This is a genomic window from Ruoffia tabacinasalis, from assembly GCF_005864045.1.
Taxonomy (GTDB): Bacteria; Bacillota; Bacilli; order Lactobacillales; family Aerococcaceae; genus Ruoffia; species Ruoffia tabacinasalis.
In genome coordinates this window covers 1-1,394 of record NZ_VBSP01000097.1, presented here as the reverse complement: position 1 = coordinate 1,394, position 1,394 = coordinate 1, and the positions used below count along the sequence as shown (strand labels likewise).

2 protein-coding genes and 1 pseudogene are annotated in these 1,394 nt (G+C 31.9%); all 3 read right to left on the bottom strand.

What is annotated here, in order from left to right; translation table 11 throughout:
- Positions 1 to 149 precede the first annotated feature (149 nt).
- A complete protein-coding gene (locus FEZ33_RS12185; protein ID WP_138405608.1) occupies positions 150 to 605 on the bottom strand; it encodes a PTS sugar transporter subunit IIA in 456 nt (151 codons plus the stop codon).
- A 10-nt stretch (positions 606 to 615) separates the two neighbouring features.
- Positions 616 to 1,239 (bottom strand): bifunctional 4-hydroxy-2-oxoglutarate aldolase/2-dehydro-3-deoxy-phosphogluconate aldolase, encoded by a 624-nt coding sequence (locus FEZ33_RS12180; protein ID WP_138405607.1) that lies wholly within the window; start codon positions 1,237 to 1,239, stop codon positions 616 to 618.
- Between the two features lie 41 nt (positions 1,240 to 1,280).
- A pseudogene (locus FEZ33_RS12175) lies at positions 1,281 to 1,394 on the bottom strand (IS30 family transposase); the annotation flags it as partial.

The following is a 1,394-nucleotide window of genomic DNA, read 5'->3' as shown; positions in this document are numbered from 1 at the left end:
AGTTCATCCGTGGTAAGATGGGTGTAGGTCATTTGTGGTCACTCCTTTGTATTCTTTGGTCGGAATTACAAGTTGAGTGTACCACAAATGGCTGTTTTAGTTGTCTAGCTTAATTTTACAATCGGCGCATAATAAATTCCTCCAATATTTTATCTTTTATTTAAAGATTGATAGATTTCTTGAGATGTTGTTGCATTTAAAATTTCTGATAATAACTTTTGATTTTGTATAATAGTCATAATGTTAGTTAATAACTCAAGTTGCTTTTCTGGGTTATCAAATAAAATCAAAATTATAATTTTTATATCTTCTTCTTTTTCAGGATCATCCATTAATCGAAATTTTATAGGTTCTTTTAACGTTGTAACTATTAATTCTGTAGTATTAGAGTATTCGTAATCTGTGTGCGGAATTGCAACTTTAATTAATCCTGAATCTAAACCCGTCGGATATACATTTTCTCTATCTATAATTGCCTTATAATATCCCTCCTTTACAAGACCTTTCTCTTTTAATCTTTTTGCAATAGTTTTGAAGAACTCTTCTTGGTTCGAAAATTTTTCCTTAACATAAATGTTATCTACCTTTAATGGTATGTTACCCATGGCTTTCCTCCTAATCTTGCCAAATATCTAAATAAGTTTGTACCGAATTAGCCAAATTTTCAAAATTCTTATTCTTTATATCTTCTTTGTTAAACATAGAAGAACCTATTCCTAAATAACTTGCGCCAGATTCAACAAATTCAGCAGCGTTACTATCGTTGATTCCCCCTACAGCCATGAGCATAAGTTTTCCAAACGGACCTTGAATTTGATTAAAAAAACTTGGTTTAACAGTAATAGCTGGAAATATTTTAACGATATCTGCACCTTCAGCAAACATTTGACTTACTTCAGTAGGCGTCATTGCTGATGGGACAGTTATAACATTGTGTTTTTTCGCTATTTTGAAAATTTCAGAACTAAATTTATTAGGCCCTAACATAAATTGAGCACCGGCATCAATTGCTTCTTGAGCATGTTTTACGGTTAATATAGTTCCTACACCAATATAAACTAATTCGCCGTATTGTTTATTTCCATCTCTAATAATATCTAGGTACCTAGGATTATTTGTTGTAACTTCTACTCCTACCTTCTGTTTAAAGTTTGACAAGACTTTAATAACAGTCATTGCTTCATCGTACGAATATCCTCTCATAATCACAGTTAGTTTGGGGAAATGTTCTAATTCCATTTACTTAAGACCTCCATCTATTCTTTTAATTTTTTGATTTGTCAAATTAAGCTAGACAAAACTGCTTCATCTAAGTAACTCAAAAATACTTCCAACGGTGTTCGGTAGTGTAAGGATTTCCGTGGAATCGTGTTCCGTTTGTATGCAATCGATGA